The organism is Mesorhizobium sp. 131-2-1 (assembly GCF_016756535.1).
In the GTDB taxonomy this organism is placed as follows: Bacteria; Pseudomonadota; Alphaproteobacteria; order Rhizobiales; family Rhizobiaceae; genus Mesorhizobium.
The window spans coordinates 2,271,072-2,290,643 of sequence record NZ_AP023247.1 but is presented as its reverse complement, the minus strand read 5'-3'; the positions used below and the strand labels follow the sequence as shown (position 1 = coordinate 2,290,643).

17 protein-coding genes are annotated in these 19,572 nt (G+C 64.9%); 13 read left to right on the top strand and 4 right to left on the bottom strand.

The window, feature by feature from the left end:
* The first annotated feature begins 23 nt into the window (after positions 1-23).
* From JG743_RS11155 to JG743_RS11145, 3 genes are read left to right on the top strand one after another with little or no spacing between them, the layout of a single operon-like run.
* Entirely contained in the window at positions 24-1,640 is a 1,617-nt protein-coding gene (locus JG743_RS11155) for a GMC family oxidoreductase (protein ID WP_202300243.1), read from the top strand.
* Positions 1,637-2,848, top strand: coding sequence for a mandelate racemase/muconate lactonizing enzyme family protein (locus JG743_RS11150; protein WP_202300242.1), 1,212 nt, complete (start codon positions 1,637-1,639; stop codon positions 2,846-2,848). Before JG743_RS11155 ends, JG743_RS11150 begins: the two co-directional genes overlap by 4 nt.
* Positions 2,845-3,768, top strand: coding sequence for an NAD(P)-dependent oxidoreductase (locus JG743_RS11145; protein WP_202300241.1), 924 nt, complete (start codon positions 2,845-2,847; stop codon positions 3,766-3,768). Before JG743_RS11150 ends, JG743_RS11145 begins: the two co-directional genes overlap by 4 nt.
* A gap of 92 nt (positions 3,769-3,860) precedes the next feature.
* Here JG743_RS11145 and JG743_RS11140 read toward each other — a convergent pair whose 3' ends face one another.
* Positions 3,861-4,799, bottom strand: coding sequence for a diacylglycerol/lipid kinase family protein (locus JG743_RS11140; protein ID WP_202300240.1), 939 nt, complete (start codon positions 4,797-4,799; stop codon positions 3,861-3,863).
* 1,016 nt (positions 4,800-5,815) lie between these two features.
* Between JG743_RS11140 and JG743_RS11135 the strand changes: the two genes are divergently transcribed.
* The 4 genes from JG743_RS11135 (at position 5,816) to JG743_RS11120 (ending at position 8,506) form a co-directional block, all read left to right on the top strand.
* Positions 5,816-6,931: a hypothetical protein gene (locus tag JG743_RS11135; protein ID WP_202300239.1), complete on the top strand. Its 1,116-nt coding sequence runs from the start codon at positions 5,816-5,818 to the stop codon at positions 6,929-6,931.
* A gap of 122 nt (positions 6,932-7,053) precedes the next feature.
* Positions 7,054-7,566: a hypothetical protein gene (locus JG743_RS11130; protein WP_202300238.1), complete on the top strand. Its 513-nt coding sequence runs from the start codon at positions 7,054-7,056 to the stop codon at positions 7,564-7,566.
* A 132-nt stretch (positions 7,567-7,698) separates the two neighbouring features.
* Positions 7,699-7,956, top strand: a complete 258-nt coding sequence (locus JG743_RS11125; RefSeq protein WP_126058713.1) for a SemiSWEET family sugar transporter — start codon at positions 7,699-7,701, stop codon at positions 7,954-7,956.
* Positions 7,957-8,011: 55 nt separating this feature from the next.
* Positions 8,012-8,506: a YegJ family protein gene (locus JG743_RS11120; RefSeq protein ID WP_202300237.1), complete on the top strand. Its 495-nt coding sequence runs from the start codon at positions 8,012-8,014 to the stop codon at positions 8,504-8,506.
* 3 nt (positions 8,507-8,509) lie between these two features.
* Here the strand turns inward: JG743_RS11120 and JG743_RS11115 are convergent, their stop codons facing one another.
* Entirely contained in the window at positions 8,510-9,481 is a 972-nt protein-coding gene (locus JG743_RS11115; RefSeq protein ID WP_202300236.1) for a DUF3137 domain-containing protein, read from the bottom strand.
* 64 nt (positions 9,482-9,545) lie between these two features.
* On the bottom strand, positions 9,546-10,592 hold the full coding sequence (locus tag JG743_RS11110) for a CapA family protein (protein WP_202300235.1): 1,047 nt from the start codon (positions 10,590-10,592) through the stop codon (positions 9,546-9,548).
* 115 nt (positions 10,593-10,707) lie between these two features.
* Here JG743_RS11110 and JG743_RS11105 point away from each other — a divergent pair, with 115 nt between their 5' ends.
* Entirely contained in the window at positions 10,708-11,958 is a 1,251-nt protein-coding gene (locus JG743_RS11105) for a hypothetical protein (protein WP_202300234.1), read from the top strand.
* Positions 11,959-12,071: 113 nt separating this feature from the next.
* Entirely contained in the window at positions 12,072-15,149 is a 3,078-nt protein-coding gene (uvrB, locus tag JG743_RS11100) for an excinuclease ABC subunit UvrB (protein WP_202300233.1), read from the top strand.
* A 281-nt stretch (positions 15,150-15,430) separates the two neighbouring features.
* On the opposite strand, the gene JG743_RS11095 is transcribed toward uvrB, so the two are convergent.
* The gene (locus tag JG743_RS11095) at positions 15,431-16,387 is read right to left on the bottom strand and encodes an IS5 family transposase (RefSeq protein WP_202292726.1); all 957 of its coding nucleotides are present in this window, start codon (positions 16,385-16,387) and stop codon (positions 15,431-15,433) included.
* Positions 16,388-16,747: 360 nt separating this feature from the next.
* Between JG743_RS11095 and JG743_RS11090 the strand changes: the two genes are divergently transcribed.
* The 4 genes from JG743_RS11090 (at position 16,748) to JG743_RS11075 (ending at position 19,481) form a co-directional block, all read left to right on the top strand.
* Positions 16,748-18,274, top strand: a complete 1,527-nt coding sequence (locus JG743_RS11090) for an ABC-F family ATP-binding cassette domain-containing protein (RefSeq protein ID WP_202300232.1) — start codon at positions 16,748-16,750, stop codon at positions 18,272-18,274.
* 104 nt (positions 18,275-18,378) lie between these two features.
* Positions 18,379-18,567, top strand: coding sequence for a hypothetical protein (locus JG743_RS11085; protein WP_202300231.1), 189 nt, complete (start codon positions 18,379-18,381; stop codon positions 18,565-18,567).
* A 121-nt stretch (positions 18,568-18,688) separates the two neighbouring features.
* Positions 18,689-19,117 carry a VOC family protein gene (locus tag JG743_RS11080; protein ID WP_202300230.1) on the top strand — a complete coding sequence of 143 codons (429 nt, stop codon included), beginning with the start codon at positions 18,689-18,691 and terminating at the stop codon, positions 19,115-19,117.
* A gap of 10 nt (positions 19,118-19,127) precedes the next feature.
* Positions 19,128-19,481: a DUF1428 domain-containing protein gene (locus JG743_RS11075; protein ID WP_202300229.1), complete on the top strand. Its 354-nt coding sequence runs from the start codon at positions 19,128-19,130 to the stop codon at positions 19,479-19,481.
* Positions 19,482-19,572: the final 91 nt, after the last annotated feature.

Genomic DNA, 19,572 nt, shown 5'->3' with positions numbered 1-19,572 from the left:
TTCCGGAGCCGCCCACATCCATCATGCAGACCTATGATTTCATCATCGTCGGCTCCGGCTCGGCCGGCTCGGTCCTGGCGGAGAGACTGTCGGCCTCGGGCCGTTTCTCGGTCCTGGTGCTGGAAGCCGGCGGCACCGACCGCCGTTTCTACGTCCAGATGCCGCTCGGCTACGGCAAGACCTTCTTCGACCCGGCCGTCAACTGGAACTACAAGGCCGAACCCGATCCGGGCCTCGCCGGCAATGCCGACCACTGGCCGCGCGGCAAGCTGCTCGGCGGTTCCAGTTCGATCAACGCCATGGTGTACATCAGGGGCGCGCGCGAGGATTTCGACGCCTGGCGGGACGCCGGCAATCCAGGCTGGAGCTACGACGACCTGCTCCCCGCCTTCAAGGCGCTGGAGGACAATGAGGCCGGCGCCGACCAATGGCGCGGCGTCGGCGGTCCGCTGCACGTCACCGATTGCTCGAACGCCGTCCACCCGCTGACGAAACGCTACCTTGCGGCCGGCCAGCAGGCAGGCCTGCCGCTCAACCCGGATTTCAACGGCGCCTCCCAGGAAGGCGTCGGCATCTACCAGATCACCACAAGGAACGGCCGGCGCATGTCGACCGCCCGTGCCTTCCTGCGCCCGGCGATGAAGCGCAAGAACGTGCGCGTCGAGACCAACGCGCTGGCGACGAAAATCCTGTTCGAAGGCAAGCGCGCCGTCGGCGTCGAATATCTGCACAACGGCGAGACGAAGAGCGTCCGTGCTGGCCGCGAAGTCATCCTGTCGGGCGGCTCCATCAACTCGCCGCAGCTGCTGCAGCTCTCAGGCGTCGGCCCGTCGGCGCTGCTCGGCGGCCTCGGCATTCCGATCGTCCACGCCAACGAGAATGTCGGCGCGAACCTGCAGGACCATGTCGGCATCAACTACACCTTCAAGGGCAAGCTACCGACGCTCAACCAGATCCTGCGTCCCTGGTGGGGCAAGCTCCTGGTCGGCATGCAATACGTGCTGTTGCGCTCGGGTCCGCTGTCGCTGTCGATGAACAATGCCGGCGGCTTCTTCCGCACCGACCCGGCCCTTTCGCGCCCCAACATGCAGCTCTATTTCCAGGCCTTCTCCACCGTCATCCCGAAGAGCGGCGAGCGACCGATCCTGACCCCCGACCCGTGGCCGGGCTTTTCGATCGGCCTTTCGAACTGCCGTCCTTCGAGCCGTGGCGAGATCATGATCCGCTCGAAGAATCCACGCGACTATCCACGGATCACGCCGAACGCGTATTCGACGAATGCCGATGTCGACGAGATGCTGGCGGCGGTGAAGTTCGTCAGGAAAATCGCCTCGATGCCGGCAATGGCCGAGATCATCGAGGAAGAGGTTCTGCCCGGTCCTTCAATCACTTCCGATGCCGACCTGATTCAGGATTTCAGGAAACGCTCGGGCACCGTCTACCACCCGGTCTCGACCTGCCGCATGGGGCCTGACGCAGCGCGCGCCGTCGTCGATCCGCGCCTCAGGGTGCACGGGCTCAGCGGCTTGCGCGTCATCGACGCCTCGATCTTTCCCGACAACATCACCGGCAACACCAACGCCGCCTCGATCCTTACCGGATGGAAAGGCGCCGAACTGGTTCTGGAGGATCAGAAATGAAGATCACCGACGTCAAGACCTGGGTTGTCGGCAACCCGCCGCCCGGCATAGGCGGCAAGTATTTCATCTTCGTCAAGCTCACCACTGATGGCGGCGTGGTCGGTTATGGCGAGGCCTACAACGCCACCTTCTCCGGCCACGTCACCGCCACGATGATCGAGGACATGGCCGAGCGTTATCTTGTCGGCCGCGACCCGCACGACATCGAGAACCTGTTCCGGCGCATCTATTCCTCCGGCTTCACCCAGCGCCCCGACGTCTCCGGCATGGGCTGTTTCTCGGCGCTGGAAATGGCCTGCTGGGACATCATCGGCAAGGAGGCGAACAAGCCGGTCTACAAATTGCTTGGCGGCCAGGTGCACGAGACGCTGCGCTCCTACACCTATCTCTACCCGCACACCGGCAGCGTCCATTCGGAGGACGCACGCGGCAAGAATGTCTACAACGATCCCGACCTGGCCGCCGCTTGCGCGCTCGAATATGTCAAGCAGGGGTTCAACGCGGTGAAGCTCGACCCGGCCGGCCCCTACACCGCCTTCGACGGCCATCAGCCGCGCCTGATCGACATCGATCTCTCCGCCCGCATGGTCAAGGCGATCCGCGAGGCGGTCGGCACCAGGGCCGACATATTGTTCGGCACCCACGGTCAGTTCACCGCGTCGGGGGCGCTGCGTCTCGCCCGCGCCATCGAGCCCTATGATCCGCTGTGGTTCGAGGAGCCGGTGCCGCCGGACATGCCGGAAGTGATGGCGCAGGTGGCGCGCGGCACATCCATTCCGATCGCCACCGGCGAACGGCTAACGACGAAATTCGAGTTCGCCCGCGTCATCGAGAACCGCGCCGCGACCATCCTGCAGCCCGACCTCGGCCGTTCCGGCGGCATACTGGAGACCAAGAAGATCGCCGCCATGGCCGAGGCCTATCACATCCAGGTCGCGCCGCACTGCTATTGCGGGCCGATCGTCGGCGCCGCCAACATCCAGCTGGCGGTGACGCTACCCAACTTCCTCATCCTGGAATCGCTGAAGCAGTGGGACGGTTTTCACGAGAAGCTGCTCAAGAAGAAGATCGAATGGCAGCACGGCAACGTCATCCCGTCGAAGGAGCCCGGCCTCGGCGTCGAGCTCAACGAGGCGGTTTGCGAGGCGCATCCCTACAGCGGCAAGGACCTGCATCTGCAGATGATGCAGACGCCGTTGATGCCGTGACCGCGCGACCCGCTTACGCCTTCATCGGCCTTGGCCATCTCGGCGGCCATCTCGCCGCCAGCCTGGTCCGCAACGGATTCGCGGTCACCGTCTTCGATCGCGATCCGGTGGCGATCGAGCGCCTGGTCGCGCTCGGCGCGACGGCCGCGAAAAGCCCGGCCGAAGCCGCCGCCGGCGCCGGCAATGCGATCTCTTGCCTGCCCTCGCCCAAGGTCAGCGAAGCGGTGCTTGCCGGCCCCGACGGGCTGCTGGACGGACTGCCCGCCGGCGGCACCTGGATCGAGATGTCGACCAACGGCCGCGACGATATCCTCCGGCTCGCTGCACTTGCTTCGGCGAAAGAAATCCAGACACTCGAATGCCCGGTCACCGGCGGCGTGCATCTGGCGGCGGTTGGAAAAATCACCGCGCTGGTCGGCGGCGATGCGGCGCTCTACGAACGGCACCGGCCGGCAATCGAGGCGATGTGTGCCAAGTCGTTCCTGATGGGACCGGTCGGCTCGGCGGCGGTGATCAAGGTCATCACCAACATGCTGGCCTTCATCCATCTCGTCGCCGCCGGCGAGGCGCTGATGCTGGCCAAACAGGGCGGGCTCGACCTCGCCCAGTCGTACCACGCCATCGTCGCTTCCTCCGGCAACAGCTTCGTCCATGAGACCGAAAGCCAGTTGGTGCTCAACGGCTCATACGACATCGGCTTCACCATGGACCTGGCGCTGAAGGACCTCGGCTTCGCGCTTAATATGGGCAAGGATTTCGGCGTGCCGCTCGATCTCGCTTCCCGCGTCAACGCGATTTTCGAACAGGGCAAGGAGACCTATGGCGGTGGCGCCTGGTCGACCATGATCGTCAAACTGCTAGAGGACACGGTCGGAACGGACCTGCGCGCGCCTGGCTTCCCGGCCAGGCTGGAAATCTGAGGCGGCTAAACTTTACAAGCAATTTCAGCGAATTGGGCGGCTGGTCGGAATCAAGCCGTCAACTGCCTGAATCAGAACCTCAACATCTTGATTCAGTATCTGAGCGTCAGCGCGCCGGGCAGGATCTCGAACGTCGCCGGTATGCGGCCCGGCGACTCACCGTCTATGTCGACCAGCGCGCCGTTCTTTTCCACATCACCGAGCGGTTCGACAACCACTTTCTTGCCGCGCAGGATGGTGATCGCCGGGTGGTTGCGGTGCCGTCCGCCATAAAGCAACCGGATGTCCAGGATCAGCCTCAGCTTGCTCGCCGCGCGCAGGATGACGATGTCGAAGGCGCCGTCGCCGAGTTCCGCATCGGGCGCGATCATCATGCCGCCGCCGAAAAACTTTCCGTTGGCGACCGCCACCAGCGCCATGCGCGCCTCGACCGGAGCGCCATCGTCGACGGTGATCCTGACGTCCTGGAAGCGGTAGCGGACGAACTCCACCACGGTGCGCCAGAAGAACAGCGCCTTGGCCGAAACCCGACCCTTGCGCTTGTCGGCGTTGACCGCTCGATCCGTCGCGCCGGAGAGGCCTAGGCTGGCGATGTTGATGAAGTGGCGGCTGGCCAGCGCACCATGATCGTCGATGTAGCAGATGCGCCCGGCATCGACCTTGCGCGGCTTGGCGTCGGCGATGTGCTTGAGCGTGGCGTCGATGTCGCCCGGCAGGCCGAGCCCGCGAGCGAAATCGATGCCGGTGCCGCAGGGCAGCAGGCCGAGCTCGCAGGTTCGGCCGGTTTCATCGAAGGCCTGCAGCAGACCGTCTGCCGTTTCGCTGGCCGTGCCGTCGCCGCCCGCCGCGATGACCAGATCGAAGCCGCAGGCGGCGAGGTCGAGCGCCAGCCTTTCGGCGTCGCCTTCGGCCTGTGTCTCGCGCAGCTCGAAATCGCCGAAATGCTTCTTCAACGAAGCGCTGACCTCCGGCCAGTGCCGTTTCAGCCGGCCACCGCCGGCAATCGGATTGAGAACCACTCCGACCTTCAAGCAACCTCCCCCAGAGCATGATCCCGAAAAGTGGGAACCGGTTTTCGGAAAAGATCATGCTCCAACAAAGCGTCAGATCGGGATGACGATTCAACGAAACGTTATCCTGATCTAGGAATGGCAGGAGCGCTTGCGCCTGGAATCCTTTGCCGGTATTGAAGCCCGCGCCGCCTTGCGGGGCAAGCGCGGAATGTCCGGCAATGCGTATCATCGCAAGATGGCCGCCACGCCGCCGCGTTTCGCGCCTCTTTGGTCGGCTTCCCGAAAAAATCTCTCCACCGCTCGGCTTGGTCCCCGATAATCCCGCTATCCACAGGCTGGGGGCGGTTCCCCAAAACCCTTACCCGGCGTACGTTAAACCCATCTCAGGCGGCTACCGATCGCCCAGCCGAAAGGCAAAAGCGGAACGGCGGATTTCCTGAGGCCCGTACGGTCTAGAACGAGAGCAGGCTTGCCTGTTGGAGGGACGGATGTCGGCGGGGCCGCGGAAAGCGTGCGAACGCCAACGGCGGACCGATGCTGCCATGAAGGCCGGTGAAAACCTTCGATGGCACGCTGGGCGAAGCCCGCAAGGGTGGAGATCGGCGTGGTCTGGAACGGGCGCTGCCCTCGGGTGGCGACTGGCAGGACCGTCAAAATCAAGGCCGGCATGGCGCGACATCTTTCGGGAGTTGCTGCCGCGACCGTGTCCTGATCTGACAGGGAGGCGCTGGGAGAAATCCCAGCGCCGACTGTTTTTTGGGCTATCCCTTCGCGGCCTTCGGTCCCCACGCGCCTTGCCGTCGAACGGTGCGGCGCATCTTTCGTCGGCCTCAACTCGCCCGCGCGTCTTTCAGCCATACCCATGGGCTGCAACGAGCGCCGGAATCGGCTAACGTTCCATGTCGATTGAAGGGGGATGCTTCATGACGCTGTCCTGGAGGCCTGCCATCGCCCTTGCGCCGGGGCGGCCGTGGTTCTCGCGGCCATGGCGAGCAAGGCGCAGCCACGACCCCTTCGCTACGGCCTGACCGGCCATGTTCCTGTTCCGCTGGCTGAGGCGCATCGTCAAGACGATCCTCTGGCTGGCCGTCATCGTCGTGCTGGTCCCGGTGGTCGGACTGGCCTACGGTTTCCTGACCACATCCTCACTCGCGCCCTTGCCGGGCGTCGCCGACGGCGCTCCGCCGAAGCCGCTTGCCGAAAAGGTCCGCGCGGAGATCCCCGGCTACCAGCGGCCGCGGCAAGCGACCTATCTCGCCTACCCGCAATGGACAGGCGTCTACACCGCCCGCGACTATGCCGGCTTCGTCGACAGGAACCAGCCGAGCGGCTTTCCCTACTGGTCCTATATCGGCCGCTTCTGGCAGGACTATGCGACGATGATCCGAGCCAGCCCGGGCAAGCTCAACATCGCCGATCACCGGATGCCTGTCATCACCGGCACCAGCCAGACGATCGAGCAGGCGCTGCAATGGGCCTATGAGAACACGGTCGGCCGCATCACCGAGGCGATCGCCGGCAAGCGCACCGCCACCGACAACTACCAGGCCAGGATGGCAAGCGAATACGCCAGCTTCCTCGACCGGGCGCCGTGGTACCGATTCCCCTATGCCGAAAAGCGAGCCGGACTGTTCGGCGTCCAGCCGGCGCCCGGCGACGGCGCCGTCCGCAGCGGTGAGCGCAAACTCGCCTACGGCCTCGCCGACACCGTCAAGCAGGCCTATGCAGGGTTCGTCGGCGTGGCCTTCGCCCCCGCCTCCGATCCAGCCGGCATCCATGTCTGGGCCAAGGGGCCGGTCGGCGAGGCGACGCGCAACGAGCCGGACACTTTGCTCGAGCATGATTTCGGCGCCGATGGCACTGTCTTCGTCACCAGGCCCGGCCAGCCGCTCACCGAGATGATCCCGCGCCTGATCGAGAAGGGCGTGTCCTTCGTCGAGATCGGCGGCAATGACGAGATCATGCTCACCGTGCTTTCGCCAGCCGAGGTCGCCGCGCCGGAAGGGACGCGAACCCTGTTCAGCTATCCGCTCCCGGCCGATCCGGACACGCGCCGCACCGGCCTGACGATCGCCGTGCGCAAGCTGCACATAGTGCTGCCGGCACTGATCAAGTCCGGCGCCAGGCTTGAGCACGTCTACGAAGGCTGAGGCTTTTCGGTCACAGCCGGGGCCTCGGAAACATTCCGTCACGCACAATTCACAATCGCGGCCAAATCCCGCCTTGTTCCCCGGCGACTGATCATTTGGGAACGAATCCGAAGGACAAGACCGTGATCAAGACCGCCCTTGTCGCCATGACCATCGTCGGCTGCGACTGCGACGCCAAGCTTTGCGAATATATCGGCGAGACGCCGGCCAAATGGGCGACGATCGCCGATTGCGAAGCGGCGATGAAAAGCCAGATGCTGCACGAGCGCAATTTCGACTATCCGCTGGTCTCCGGCATCTGCCGAGCCAAGGGCTCGTCGTCCTCCTCCGAGCTCGCGGCGACGGCGTCGAAGCCCGAACTTACGCCCAGGCAGGTCACGGTCGATCCACTGCCGCCCGAGCTCAGCCACCGCCCCAGCGTCCCCGTCGGCTCGCCGGCGACGGTAGCGGAAACCGAAGCCGCGAAACCGGTCGCCTATGAAGCTGCGGTCAATGGCGGCAGCGCGGTGCTCTACCGCACCAAGGCCGGCTACGCCGTGGTCAAGACCGACCTCAGCCGCGCCGCGTCAGCGACGGTCGGCATGGCGAAACGTTCGGCGGACTGGTTGGCCGGGATCGTGCCGAGCGGACTGTAACCGCTCAAAGCTGGGCGCCCCCCTGCGCCCCGCTTCGTTTGATTGGTCCAGCCGAATCGACGGCTTCCCAGAGTTCGATCGATCTGCCATAGGACGCACCGCACATCAGGTGCTTGCTCGAAAGTCCCCACCTTGCATCCCGCAATTGAAATCATCGGCGCGTTTGCCGCACTCATCACCACGCTCGGCTGGATTCCGCAGGTCGCCAAGGTCGCTCGCGAACGCCGCGCCGGCGACATCTCGCTGTTCGCCACCGGCTCGATCGCCACCGGCGTCTTCTTGTGGACGCTTTACGGCCTGCTGATCGGCTCCTGGCCGGTCATCCTTGCCAATGGCGTCACCTTCCTGTTCGTGATCGCCATCCTCGGCATGAAGCTGCGCTTCGGTTGAAAACCGGGACTTGATGCATGATGATGCCGACCTTCCGGGGCGGAGGGGGCATCGCATGAAGTTCACAATCCGAGCTGCGTTATCCGTGATGCTGGCGCTTGCTCCCGCTGGTGTTCAGGCGCAAAGCGCCGACCAGGCCGGTGACAAGACCGTGGCCGTCGCCGCGGACGATCCGGAGATGACGGCGGCGATAGAACAGGCCCGGGCCACCCTGGACGACTTCCTTGCCTTGTCCGCAGCACCGCCGCCGGGAACCGACAGATTCAAGCTGAAGGTGAAGATCGTCGACGGAGATGCGACGGAGCATTTCTGGGTCATCCCCTTCAAGCGCACCGCCACCGGGTTTGCCGGCATCCTGGCCAACGAGCCTGAGCTGGTCCGCAATGTCGCCTTCGGCCAGTATATCGAATTCTCCCGCGACGACATTTCCGACTGGGGCTACACCAGGAACGGCCATCAGGTCGGCAGCTACACCGTTTGCGTCATGCTGAAGAAGATGTCCGCGCAGGATGCGGATGATTTGCGCAGCAATTACGGCTTCGACTGCTGAGAGCTAGCCAGCAGCCTCGTCCGGCGCGCCGACCTTGCGCACCAGCGACGCCGTCGCCAGCATCGCGCCGAGATCGGCGATCATCGGCGCGATGTGGCTCTGGTAGTCGATCGGCACCGAGATGTCCGGCAGCTCGAAGAAGTCCTTGCTTCGCGGCATGAGCAGGAAACCGTCGCTGCCGTTGAGCGCGACGCGGGCCTGGTCGTGCGGCCATGTCTCGCCGAGCCAGGTCAGCGCACTGGCGAGGCGCCCGGTAACCAACGGCCTCGCCGCGTCAAGATTGTCGGTGCGGAACTCGTAGGTCGCGTCGAGCTCCGGCACGCCGCTGGCCAGTTCCTGCAGCTTGCCGGAGAACATGCTGCGGAAGAAACCCACCACTTTGCCGGCCTTGCGTGCCGCAACCAGGATGCCGGGAAACGGCTCGACGGTTTCAAAGGCAACGACGACGCCCTTGAAGACCGTTTGCTCGCTCTTGCCGGATCCTACCGTGAGCTTCGCCTCGTAGAGTTCGAAGGGAAAATCCTCGTAGCGACCCGCTATGATGTCGTCGAAGCTTTGCCGGTTGAACGCCCCGACAGTCTCGGTCGGCAGCCGGTCGAAGGAATTCGGCCGAACGCCATGCTGGTAGCGCACGTCCCGCACGAAGCCGAAGATCATCGGCAAGAGCGTGTCGCGGAACGATTGCTGCAGTCTGGTTGCAGGTGTCATTGCCTGGAAATAGAGTATCGCCGCGAACACGAAGCCGCCGATGTAGAGGAAGACGTGCGGCGTCGAGAACCATTGCTCATTGGGATCGGCGACCTTGTTGAACAGCCAGGCCACAAGCGCCACGAAGACCAACACTGGGCCGACGAACAACGGCACCCGCCAGCGGACCCGCCGGTAGGTCGATGCCCGCCTCGCCTCATAGGCCTCGATGTCTTTCCTGATGCCGGCGATCACCGCCTCGCTCGGCATGAAGTCCGCCGCTTCCATTGCCGCCCCCACCGCAGAAACTGTGCCTCGTGCGGCCATGATAGCGGCTTTTGCGCAAAAGTCGTCAGGCCTCGGCGGGGTCGCCGAAAATCGCCTTCAGCCGGCCCTCGACCTTGCCGCGCAGCCGGCCCTTGAGCATTTCCACGGGGACCAGCCGCTCACGGTCGCCGACGCGCTGCCGCATGAAGGGATGCAGCCGGTAGGCGGCTATGGCCCCTCGCATGCCGAGGTCGGCGCTGACATCGACGGCGAGAATGGAGCCGATGCGGCCAGGCCATGGCTGGCGGGCAAAGGCGGTGCCGAGAAAATCACCGAGCCCATAGGCGACAAGCGTCTTGCCGATCCGCTCTACCGGCTGCACGACATGGGCATGATGCCCGGCGATCAGCCCGACGCCTTGCCCGGCCAGCTGCCTGGCCAGCGCCCGTGTCTCCGGTCTTGGAAAATGCCGGAACTCCCAGCCCCAATGCGGCACGGCGCAGACGAGATCGACGCTCCCTACGGCATCGCGCGGCCCCGGATCGCTTCGCATCGACACGCGACTCGCGAACAGCGCGGCATCGGCATTGCGCCACTGCGTGAAGGCGAAAAGGCCTATGCTCAGCGGTCCCGCCGCGAACCGCTCGACCGGCCGCTTCGCAACGGTGCCGATCGTGCGGATGCCAAGCCGCTTCAGCGCCCGTACGGTCTCCTCGAAACCCGCCACGCCCTGGTCGAGCACATGGTTGTTGGCCAACGACAGGACGAGTTTTTCACGGGCAATGCCGGCTGCCGCCAAGGCGTCGGCGAGAAAGCGTTCCGTCATTGCATGGTGCGTGCCAAGCCTTGTGCCCACCACCGCGTGCGGCCGCTCGACGACGGGGCTTTCGCAATTGCCGACCACCAGGTCGGCTGAGGCGAGCAGCGCCGCGACGGCCGGATCGCACTCCGGCGCGATGCGGTTGGCGACGGCCGAGATGTCGCCGATGAAGGCCAGCCGCACCTTCCGCGCTGGCGACGGCTCGATCAGGGTCGCGGCCTGTGGCGCAAAACCTCGGGCATCGCCGCCGAGCGATGGCCCCAGGAAACGCGGCAGCCAGGACAATTTGTAGGAGAGCGGATAGTTCGACACGCCAAGCTCAATCGTTTGCCCTGTGTAGACCGTCTACCCGGCAGGAGGAAGCAGCAGACGAAGCGCCGCGATTCCGTGTATTGTCGCCGATGGGAGACCGGACGGGAGGAACCACATGAAGCGATTGTCGAGCCTTGCCGCATCAGCGCTCTTGCTGCTCCTGCCGCTTGTCTCTACCGGCGCCGCTGCCCCGGATTCCGCTGCCTTGTTCGAGGCCAAAACCGTCGCCGACCGCAACAGCGCGCTGGCCGCGCTGGAGACAGCCGCGCCCGGCGATCCGGCATCGGCCTACGCCGCCGGCGCCGGCGAATTTTTCACCGCTTTGGAGATCCTGGCCAACGGTCTGCATCGCCACGGTTTCGAAAGCCCGCAATCCTTCATGCTGCCGCTGATGCGGCTGCCCGTGCCGGACAACCCCAATCCCGAGCCGCTCACCTACGAAGAGTTCCGCGCCATACTGGTCGCTTTCCGCGACCGGCTGGAGAAATCCGCCGCAACCCTGGGCTCCGTGCCGGCCGATGCCGATATCGGCATGGTCATCGACCTCACTCGTCTCGGCATCGATCTCAACGAGGACGGCAATATCGCCCCGGACGAGAGCGCCGCCGCGATCATGGCGGCGCTCTCGCGCGGCAGCGCGCCGGACGGGCCAGCGCCGTCACTCACCTTCCGCTTCGATCGCGCCGATGGCTACTGGCTGCAGGGCTACGCCGAGTTCCTGATGGCGCAGGCCGATTTCTGGCTGGCGCATGATTTCAAGACCATGTTCGACGGCTCGTTCCACATGCTGTTCCCGCGCGCGAAACTGCCGCTGCAAGACGTGCTGGTGCCGCCGGACGGCGGCATGAGCGGCTCCATCTTTGCCTCGGAATGGCGCTTCGCCGATTTCATCTCGCTGGTGCATCTCGTCAATTGGCCGGTGGTCGAGCCGGAACGGCGGCAGGCCGCGCGCCGCCACCTGCTGGAGATGATCCGGCTGTCGCGCGAGGACTGGAAGGCGATCCGCGCCGAGACCGACAACGACCACGAATGGCTGCCCGGCCCGCAGCAGAAGGGCCCAAACCCGCTCACCGGCCTCGAGGTCGGCGAGGAACAGGTCACGGCCTGGCTAGCCACGCTCGATATGGCCGAGGACCTGCTCGAGGGCCGTGTGCTGCTGCCGCATTTCCGCATCACCGGCAAAGGCATCAACATGAAGCGCTTCTTCGACGAGCCGAAGACATTCGATCTGGTGCTGTCGATCACCGGCCCGGCCATCGCGCCCTACTTCGAGGACGGCAGGATCCTGACCAGCCAGGATTTCGATCAGATCCAGCGCGAGTTCGGCGGCGCCGGCTTCCTGACCTTCGCGCTGTGGTTCAATTGAGGGCATGGGCCCGACACCGCTCCTGACAGCCTTCTGTCAGCAGCATCGGTGGCGGGCGCATGCCTCGTCACTCCGCTCTTTCCATTTCGGGCGAGTCCTCCCATATTCGGGCCATGGCCAAACTCCCCGAAAAGAAAACGCCGTCGCAGGCGCAGGACGACCGTGGCGCGCCGAAGCGGCGCAGCCCGCTGACCGAATTCCTCGATGCCGCCGAACCGCTCGAGCCCGGCGGCTTTGCCGAAGCGCCGCAGGCGCAATTCTCTGGCGCGCCGCTGACCGGCTCGATCGCCGATTGGGCCGGGCAGATCGAGCTGGAAGCGGAAAAACAGCCGAAGACAAAAACGCCGAAGAAGATCCCCGAGCGCTCCTCCGCGCCCGGGCGCACGGCGCGCGGTACGTCGATGGGGGGTGCTGCGTCGGCGAAGGAACGCACGGCCGCCGGCCTCAACCCGGTGGCCGGCCTCGACATCAGTCTGGAGGACGCCGAGTCGGTTTCCTCGGGCGGCGTCACCGCCACGGTGGCGGCGCTGTCGGCGCTGATCGAGTCCGGCAATCCGCTGCACAAGGATGGCCAGCTTTGGACGCCGCACCGCCCTGCTCGGCCGGAAAAATCCGAAGGCGGCATCGCCATCAAGATGGTCTCGGATTTCGAGCCGGCGGGCGATCAGCCGACGGCGATCAAGGATCTGGTCGAGGGCGTCGACCAGAACGACCGCACCCAGGTGCTGCTCGGCGTCACCGGCTCCGGCAAGACCTTTACCATGGCCAAGGTGATCGAGGAGACGCAGCGCCCCGCTTTGATCCTGGCGCCGAACAAGACGCTGGCCGCGCAGCTCTACGCCGAGTTCAAGAAATTCTTCCCCGAGAACGCGGTCGAGTATTTCGTCTCCTACTACGACTACTACCAGCCCGAGGCCTATGTTCCTCGGACCGACACCTATATCGAGAAGGAATCCTCGATCAACGAGCAGATCGACCGCATGCGCCATTCGGCAACGCGTTCGCTGCTGGAACGCGACGACGTCATCATCGTCGCCTCGGTGTCCTGCATCTACGGTATCGGCTCGGTCGAGACCTACACGGCGATGACCTTCCAGATGCAGATCGGCGACCGGCTCGACCAGCGCGCCCTGCTCGCCGACCTCGTCGCCCAGCAATATAAGCGCCAGGACATCAATTTCGTCCGCGGCTCGTTCCGCGTGCGCGGCGACACAATCGAGATCTTTCCGGCCCACCTGGAAGACCGCGCCTGGCGCATCTCGCTGTTCGGCGACGAGATCGAGTCAATCACCGAGTTCGATCCGCTGACCGGCCAGAAGACCGGCGAGCTGAAGAGCGTCAAGATCTACGCCAATTCGCACTATGTGACGCCGCGCCCGACCTTGAATCAGGCCATCAAGTCGATCAAGGAGGAGCTCAAGCACCGGCTGCAAGAGCTTGAAAAGGCTGGCCGTCTGCTGGAAGCGCAGCGCCTGGAGCAGCGCACCCGCTTCGACCTGGAGATGCTCGAGGCGACCGGCTCCTGCGCCGGCATCGAGAACTATTCGCGCTATCTGACCGGCCGCCAGCCCGGCGATCCGCCGCCGACGCTGTTCGAATATGTGCCCGACAACGCGCTGATCTTCATCGACGAAAGCCACGTCACCGTGCCGCAGATCGGCGGCATGTATCGCGGCGACTTCCGTCGCAAGGCGACGTTGGCCGAGTACGGTTTCCGCCTGCCGTCCTGCATGGACAACCGGCCGCTGCGCTTCGAGGAATGGGACGCCATGCGTCCGCTGTCGGTCGCCGTTTCGGCGACCCCCGGCGGCTGGGAACTGGAGCAGTCCGGCGGCGTCTTCGCCGAGCAGGTCATCCGCCCAACCGGCCTGATCGACCCGCCCGTCGAGGTGCGCCCGGCCAAGAGCCAGGTCGACGATGTCGTCGGCGAGATCCGCGAGACGACCAAGGCCGGCTACCGCACGCTGGTCACGGTGCTCACCAAGCGCATGGCAGAGGACCTCACCGAATATCTGCATGAGAACGGCATTCGCGTCCGCTACATGCACTCCGACATCGACACGCTGGAGCGCATCGAGATCCTGCGCGACCTGCGCCTCGGCGCCTTCGACGTGCTGGTCGGCATCAACCTGTTGCGCGAGGGGCTCGACATTCCGGAATGCGGCTTCGTCGCCATCCTCGATGCCGACAAGGAGGGTTTCCTGCGCTCGGAAACCTCGCTGATCCAGACCATCGGCCGCGCCGCCCGCAACGTCGACGGCAAGGTCATCCTCTATGCCGACCAGATCACCGGCTCGATGGAGCGGGCAATGGCGGAGACCAACCGCCGCCGCGAGAAGCAGATGGAGTGGAACACCGCCAACGGCATCACGCCGGAATCGGTCAAGTCGCGCATCGCCGACATCCTGGATTCGGTCTACGAGAAGGACCACGTCCGCGCCGACATCTCGCAGTTCACTGACGATGCCGGCGCGATGATGGGCAACAATCTCAAAACCCATCTCGAGGCGCTGGACAAGCAGATGCGCGACGCCGCCGCCAATCTCGACTTCGAGAAGGCCGCCCGCATCCGCGACGAGATCAAGCGGCTGCGCGAGATGGAACTGGCGATCTCCGACGATCCGCTGGCGCGCGAGGTGGAAGGCCAAAGCCCCGCCTCGGGCCGCGAAAAGGGCAAGCACAACAAGGGCGTGGCGAAACATCGTACGGCGGAGGAGCAGGAGCGTTTCCGCAAGCTCGATGAGGCACGCGCCGCCGAAGACGCGGCGAAAGCCGCCCGGTCCAACCTCTTCCGCAAGCCGTCGCTCGACGCCATGGGCCCGGGCACCGACATGCCGACGCCGGCCGGCGCGGTGTCGCGCTCGCTGTTCAAGAAGCAGTCGGCCGAAGAGGCTCACGGATCAGACTTCGGCATTCCGGATGAGCCCACCAAGCCGCTGTTCAAGAAGAACTCTCTGGACGAGATGACGGTGCGCCGGACCGAGAAGCCGGTTGAGGGCAAAGTGCCAGCGAAGCCGCAGCCGATCTCCCCCCTAGTGGGAGAGTTGCCCGGCAGGGCAGAGGGGGGCGCGACGGAACGCGACCCCAAGCCAATTGTCCGTCAGCGCGCCGGCATCGGTTCCTACGAAGATCCGGCCGATGCTCGTCGTGAAAAGCGACGGCCGGGCAAATCCGGGCGGCCTGGCCAGTAGAGAGCCTCCCCTTCTCCCCTTGTGGGAGAAGGTGGATCGGCGCTTTTGCGCCGAGACGGATGAGGGGTGTTCCAGCGGAGTGAGACGTTGGCGTTCCCTGGAGCACCCCTCATCCGTGGCCTTCGGCGACACCTTCTCCCACAAGGGGCCTGTTGCGTAGTTAGCGGGGAGAGGCTTGCGGAGCGATTTCGCGGTTGGCTTTCGCTTTGCTTCTGGGATTGGGCTTCTGGTTTGGGGTTTAAGGGTGGTGGTCCGGCCCTTTGGCCGGTCGCTAGGCGCACCTATCCCGTGATGGCGGCCCATCGGCGCATGTTGAAGGCGATCGCCGCCATCGTCACCTGACCAGCAGCCTTGGCCAGTCCGACATAACGGATCGTGGTCAGCCTCATGCGGTTTTTGAGCGTGGCGAAGGTGGTCTCCACCGCCGCTCGCCGTCTGGCGATCAGACGATTGTAATGCTTGAGCCGCGCCGGCAGCGCATGATGCTTGTTGGGGCGGCGCGCAATGCGCACCTTCTTGCCCTCAGCCTTGAGCCGGGCACGGCGGGCATGGGTGTCATAGGCGGCATCCGCCCACACCGTCTTCTCGTCGCCGCAGATCAAGCGATCGGCCGGCACTGTGTCGTTGACGTTGGCCGGTGTAGTGATCACCGTGCGGATCAGGCCCGATCCCTCATCCACCCCGACATGAGCCTTGTAGCCGAAGGTGAGGCCGCCCTTGCCCTTGCGTGCGGTTATGCGAGCGTCTGCGTCCTTCGACACCCGCTCCGGCGTCGGCGGCGCCGAGACGGCATCGATCAGCGTGGCATCCAGCATCGTGCCACGCTTCAGGATCACACCGGCTTTCTCCAGCTGTCGGTCCAGTTCGCCAAACAGCTTCTCCATCAACCCTTCGCCGACAAGCAGATTGCGAAAGCGTGACAGCACCGTGTGATCGGGGATGCTCTCCTCAAGACCAAGCCCGACAAAGCGGCGGAACGACAACCGGTCGCCCAGCGCTTCCTCCAGTTCGCGATCCGACAGCCCATAGAGCGATTGCAGCAGCAGCGCCTTGAACAGCACCAGCGGCGGCCAGGCCGCGCGTCCCGGCCCGCCATCGCGCAGCGCGACAAGCAGCTTCTCGAAGCGATACCACTTCACCAGACCAGACAGCCGATCGAGTGGCGAAGCGCCACCTGGAAGCTTGCTGCCAAGAAACGCCTCCGCCAAGCTCAACTGACCTGTCTGCTTCACCGCCATTGCGACTCTCCACGGCTTCCGCCCTCAGAGAATCACAACCAGCCAATTACGCAACAGGCCCACAAGGGGAGAAGGGGGGCACCTCCTAGCCCACCCTTGCCACCACCCCCACCCCTGGTGTAGCCATTCCCCGGTACTCGAACGTCCAGAAAGGAGGGCTGCGTGTTTATCGATCACCACCGTCAGCGCGGCCCTGTCTGTGCCCTGCGAGCTTGCTTGCAGGGCTGACCAGGACGGTCCGGGTTTTTCCCGCTTCGATTTTTGGTCTGCCCTTCGTGGTGCTGCTGAGCTTGGCCTGATGGCCTGTCGGCGCACCGTCAAAGTGCATCAGCCGGTTCCCGGCAGACCTGAGAAATCGACATGGCCCTGATCAGCCTCAAATCCCTCGGCGTCACCATGAGTGCGCCGCTCTTCTCCAACCTCGACCTCGCCATCGGCGCTGGCGACCGGCTCGGCATCGTCGCCGCCAATGGCCGCGGCAAGTCCACCTTGCTCAGATGCCTGACCGGCGAAATGGAAGCCACCTCCGGCGACATCACCCGGTCGCGCGGTCTGCGCGTCGGCCATGTCGAGCAGTCCGTCCCCGACGCGCTTCTCGGCCGCAGCTTCCATCAGGTGGTGGCCGATGCCTTGCCGGCCGAGCAGGCCGACAGCGAGCTGTGGCGGGTCGATGTCGTTCTCGACTCCCTTGACGTGCCCGAAGCGATGCGAGAGCGGCCAATGCGCGCCTTGAGCGGTGGCTGGCAGCGATTGGCGCTGATCGCCCGTACCTGGGTCACCGATCCCGATATGCTGCTCCTCGACGAACCGACCAACCATCTCGACCTGGCGAAGATCGGCCAGTTGGAGAGCTGGTTGAACGCGCTGCCGCGCGAAGTGCCGGTGGTGATCGCCAGCCATGATCGCGCCTTCCTCGACGCCACCACCAACCGCACGCTGTTCCTGCGCCCGGAGCAGTCACCGGTGTTCTCGCTGCCCTATTCGCGGGCACGCGAGGCGCTCGATGACGTGGACGCCTCGACGGCACGCAAGTTCGAGCGCGACATGAAGGTCGCGCAGCAGTTGCGCCGCCAGGCGGCCAAGCTCAACAACTTCGGCATCAATTCCGGCAGCGATCTTCTGACCGTCAAGACCAAGCAGCTCAACCAGCGGGCGGAGAAGCTGGAAGAGGCGGCCATGCCGGCGCATCGCGAGCGCTCGGCGGGCGCGATCAGGCTCGCCAACAGCGGCACCCATGCCAAGGTGCTGATCACGCTGGACGACGCGGCGGTGGAGACACCTGACGGCACGCTGCTGTTCCGGACTGGCAAGCGCAACATCTGCCAGGGCGACCGCATCGTGCTGCTCGGCCGCAACGGCGTCGGCAAGTCGCGCTTCGTCACCCTGATCCGCAACGCCGTCGCCGAGCCGGAAACGGCGCGGAACGTGAAGGTGACGCCGTCGACGGTGCTGGGCTACAACGACCAGGCTCTGTCGGGCATGAGCGGTGACGACACGCCGCTGGCGATGCTCACGCGGAGATTCGACATCGGCGAGCAGCGCGCCCGCTCGCTGCTCGCCGGCGCCGGCGTCGGCATCGACATGCAGGCGCGCCGGATCGGGCTTTTGTCGGGCGGACAGAGGGCGCGGCTGGTGATGCTGGCGCTCAGGCTCGCCAATCCCAATTTCTACCTGCTCGACGAGCCGACCAACCACCTCGACATCGACGGCCAGGAAGCGCTGGAGGCGGAACTGCTGGCGCATCAGGCGAGCTGCGTTCTCGCCTCGCACGACCGCGCCTTCATCCGCGCCGTCGGCAACCGCTTCTGGCTGGTCGAGAAACGCCGGCTGACCGAGGTCGACGACCCTGAGGGCTTCTTCCGCGCGGTGGCCGAAACGGGCGATTGAAAATCCGATCGAAAAAGTCTCGGCGATCTGTCGGATCGCCGGGACGCCTCACGTCCTTGGGATGCCGACACGATGATGCCGGCGTCAACCAGGGAGAATTGATCATGTCGGTCCTGTCATCCATCGGTCGCATCGCAACCCGGTACGCGGATGCGCGCGCCCGCTACCGCAGCGAGCGCATCCTGCTTTCGCTGCCTGCCGAACTGCGCAAGGACATCGGCTTTCCGGAAATCTTCGACGCGCAGAACAGCCGACGCGCCGGCGCGGTAACCTGCTCGGCCAAGGTGATTTGACAGGCGACCAGCCCGGCGCGGTTTCGGCGGTTCGAAAAAAATCCGAGACCGTGTAGGATCGCGGCCCCCTCGGCCGTCCTGTGGTCCGCAAGGCCAGACCAAACGCAAAGAGGAGCAGACAATGACCGACCAGACCCCCGTTCAGCCGGCCGCCAAAGTGCTCGGTGGATTGACCCCCTATCTGCAGCTCGACGGCGCCTTCAAGGCCGCCGAATTCTACAAGAAGGCTTTTGGCGCCGAGCAGGTGTTCTTCTATCCGCCGGATGAGCAGGGCCGCACCATGCACATCCATCTCCACATCAACGGCTCGACGCTGATGATCTCCGATTTCTATCCCGAGCACGGCATGGCGCCCGTGAAGCCGCAGGGCTGCACCATGCAGCTGCATCTCGGCAGCGACGACATCGAGGCCTGGTGGAAGCGCGCCGTCGACGCCGGCTGCCAGGTCGTCATGCCGCTGCAGGTGATGTTCTGGGGCGACCAGTGGGGCAACATGCGCGACCCCTTCGGTGTCGAGTGGGCGATGAACGCGCCGGTCAAGAAGGCATAGGAGAAGTGCGATGTCCTATGTCGATGGTTTCGTGCTCGCCGTCCCCAAGGCAAATCTCGATGACTACAAGAAGATGGCTGGGCAAGCCGGCTCCATCTGGATGGAGTACGGCGCGCGCTCCTATGTCGAATGCATCGGCGACGACGTGCCTTATGGCGAGCTCACCTCGTTCCCGCGCGCCGTGCAGGCCAAGGCTGACGAGGTCGTCGTCTTTGCATGGGTTGTCTACGAGTCGCGAAAACGGCGCGACGAAGTGATGGCGAAGATAATGGTCGACGAGCGGCTGAAAGCCGATTGGCCGACGATGCCGTTCGACGGCAAGCGCATGATCTTTGGCGGCTTCCAGACGTTCATCGAGCTTTGACCCATCGCTTCGTCATCCACGGGCGGAGCAAGGAGCGAAGCGACGCGGCGCAGACCCGAGGATGACGAAGTTCAGGCGCTCCGCGCCAAGG